This window comes from Xanthomarina sp., from assembly GCF_035306705.1.
In the GTDB taxonomy this organism is placed as follows: domain Bacteria; phylum Bacteroidota; class Bacteroidia; order Flavobacteriales; family Flavobacteriaceae; genus Xanthomarina.
The window spans coordinates 1-3,483 of sequence record NZ_DATGNO010000006.1 but is presented as its reverse complement, the minus strand read 5'-3'; the positions used below and the strand labels follow the sequence as shown (position 1 = coordinate 3,483).

Genomic DNA, 3,483 nt, shown 5'->3' with positions numbered 1-3,483 from the left:
AAAGAGTCTGAAATAAATTTCAAAACCGTTTATAAATTTCAAGAAGATGGAAATCTTGTTTATCAATCTCAACTTGATGAATCGAAAAAACTACGGAAGCTTCGGCTTTACTTTTCTTATCCAAACAAGACCGTTTTAATTAAATCTATTCGTCTTAAATCTGGAAATGAGGTAATTTCAATTCCTTTACAAAAATTTAAAAATCGATCAGGTATCAAAATCATTGAACGGCCTAACGATTTAAAGCTTGAAGTACTTGTTGGAAGTGGTTATATTGAGCTTCCTAAAACTTATATTTACAGATCAGACTTTAAAAATATATACCAACTGGTTGCACCGACTTTATTGCTATTATTTTTAATTTTTCTAGTTTTAAAAAGCCTGAAGCCAATAGATATTGAACCATTCACTAAAACAAGCGTAACTCTATCCTTGCTTGTTTTAACTATATTTTTGCCTGACCCTATTTATAATATAGCCTTAATAGTAATAGGTGTATTACATATAAAAGATGTGTCATGGAAAGCCATTAAAGAACAAAAAATAAATCTTATTGTTTTAGGCTTTTTTATAATTTATATAGTGAATAACCTTATTGTCTCTGAAGAAGGATTTAAAGAAATAGCTACCGTTGAGCGTTTTTTACCATTTTTTGTTTTAGCTGTTGTGTTACCATCCATAGCCCATAGAAAATATTTATCTCTATTTCCTGTTTCTGCATTTGTACTTGGATTTGGCTTTTTATTGACTTCAATTTTTGATGTTTATATTCATCAGAATTTTGAGTTTTTATCTTTCGAATATTTTTCAAAATACTTGCATCCTGTATATTTTTCTTATCTCCTATTCTTTTCTATATGCTTTATAGATTTAAACTATAAAGGCAAGCACAAGTATTTTTTAGAATTTGTTTTGTTTGTCTTTTTAATTTTTAGTGGATCTAAAATGGTCTTTTTATTGTCCTTGATTGTTGTTTTTATAAATTTGCTTAAGAATAGAAAAACAGTGATTTTAATTTTACCATTAGTTTTAATTGTAGTTTTATTTTCACCGTTTAAAAATCGGTTTGATGAAATTTTAAACAAAGAGGATTTCACTGTTTTAAATGAGAAACATATTGAAAACTCTAATGATGCAAGAGTTAGCGGGCTAACGCTGCGCTTATTATTATGGCGTGAATCCTTGGCAACTATGAGTGGATTTGATTATGTTTTTGGGAAAGGAGTTACCAAACAAACCAACAGGCTCCTTGAAAACAGATTAGTTAATTTAGGGCTGTTAAACCACAAAAGCTTTAATCCACATAACCAATATGTAGATACATTTTGGCGGACGGGTGCTTTAGGCTTAATATTTTTAATTTTGATTCCTATTTATAGTTTAGTTATTGGAATAAAAAGAAAAGATAAATTAATAATTCAGTTTTCATTATTTATGTTTGTTGTTATGTGGTCGGAATCTATTTTTGGAAGAGTCAACGGAGTCTATTTTTTTACCACAGTAATCTTAATACTTATGAATTCAAATAAAATCAATGAAAATAGCCATATTAGGAACTAGAGGAATACCCAATAATCATGGTGGTTTTGAACAGTTTGCGGAATATTTTTCAGTTTATTTAGCCAGCAAAAGCCATGATGTTTATGTTTATAACTCCCATGACCATGCTTATCAGGATAAAAAGTTTAAAGGCGTAAACTTAATTCATTGTTATGATCCCGAATCTAAACTGGGAACAGCAGGTCAATTTATTTATGATTTGAATTGTATCTTGGATTCACGGAAAAGAAATTTTGACGTTATCTTACAGTTAGGATATACTTCAAACTCTATCTGGCATTGGTTGCTTCCTAAAAAGCCTGTTATTATCACTAATATGGATGGAATGGAATGGAAGCGTTCTAAATACTCTCCTAAAGTTAGAAGATTTTTAAAATATGCTGAAAGGTTGGCTGTTAAGTCAAGTGACTATTTAATAGCGGATTCTATTGGGATCCAAGATTATATTTCCAAGAAGTACAATAGAACCTCAGAGTTTATTGCCTATGGAGCAACTGTTTTCGAAAATCCAAACGCTCAAGTTTTGTCGAAATATAAGGTTGAAACAAATAAATATTGTGTTCTAATAGCAAGACTTGAGCCAGAGAACAATATAGCAACAATTGTGGAAGGTTATCATAAATCTGATACAACACACAGTTTAATTGTTTTTGGCACTTTAAACGACTTTGGAAACAAGCTTCAAAAGAGATATAGCACTGATAAAAGGATTCAGTTCGTAGGTGCAAATTATAATCAGGAAGAACTTAATAATTTAAGATTTTATTCCAGGTATTATTTCCACGGTCATTCTGTTGGAGGTACAAATCCATCCTTATTAGAAGCTATGGCATCTAATACACTTATTATAGCTAATAACAATATTTTCAATAAAAGTATACTAGGAGAAAATGCATATTATTTTGATAATGCTGACGATATTTTTAACATGATGAATAAAGATAGCTTGTTTGCCCAAAAGGAAGCGTATGCGACCAAAAACATTAAAAAAATTGAAAACCTATATAGTTGGAACATTATTAACTTAGCCTATGAGGATTATATTTTAAAAAAAATAGAGAAGTAAATGCTAGATACTTTTAGATTAAAGACACTTTTCACTAATTATCAAGCTATAATTATAGGCTTTATTCTATTTAGTTTTGGTTTTGATTTTATAGACAAAATAGGAATGTTTTATTATTTGGATTTAATAAAACTAAATAGAGTTTTAAAAGCAATATTCCTTTTATATTCTTTGATGTTTATTTTAACACATTTTAAATATGTATATAAACATTTAAAACTTTTATTAGGTTTTCTTTTATTGTTATCTCTTATTTTTCTTTTAAAAAATAATTTCACTGCACTTTATGTAAATGAATATATAAGATACATATTTCCAATACTTGTGTTTCCATTATTATATTTCGTACATTTTAATACAGAACAAAATTTTTCAACGAAGCTTTACAAACTTTTTAAAGGGTTTATTGTTTTAAATTCGGCCTTAATTTTCATTGGTTTATTTTTTGATATAAGAGTTTTTCAAACCTATCAATTTGCGCGATTTGGATATAATGGAATTATTTTAAGTCAAGGTTTTACTCCTTATTTTTATTTATGTGCCACAACTTTGTTTTGGGTATTTAAGGATAAAAAATTGATTTTATTTACTTTAATAATTTCTGGATTGTCTGGGATTAAAGGCGTGTTTTTCGCTGAATTCTTGCTTTTAAGTCTGTTGATTATTTTTGATTCTAACCTTAATAAATTGCTTAAATTTAAAACACTAATCCTTGCATCCATTATCTTTATTGGGTTGGTAGTAGGGTTGTTTCTTACACCTCTATTTCAGGACGTGATTAAATCTGATGGTTTATTCGCAGCAATTTTCTCATATAGAACGGACAATACTTTAGAACTTTTCAATGAAATATCATC

The 3,483-nt window shown here is 28.5% G+C and carries 3 protein-coding genes; all 3 read left to right on the top strand.

The genetic code is table 11. The features are described from left to right. Positions 1-1,560, top strand: a 1,560-nt coding sequence (locus tag VKY47_RS00450) for an O-antigen ligase family protein (protein ID WP_324309461.1), incomplete at its 5' end; no start/stop codon positions are given. After that, positions 1,535-2,626, top strand: coding sequence for a DUF1972 domain-containing protein (locus tag VKY47_RS00445; protein WP_324309458.1), 1,092 nt, complete (start codon positions 1,535-1,537; stop codon positions 2,624-2,626). The genes VKY47_RS00450 and VKY47_RS00445, both read left to right, overlap by 26 nt. Next, positions 2,627-3,483 (top strand): hypothetical protein (locus VKY47_RS00440; protein WP_324309457.1); only part of this gene is annotated, 857 nt, incomplete at its 3' end.

What these genes read in the sequence shown, in the direction of transcription:
- VKY47_RS00445 (WP_324309458.1), top strand. Translation starts at nt 1,535, where the DNA reads ATGAAAATAGCCATATTAGGAACTAGAGGAATACCCAATAATCATGGT.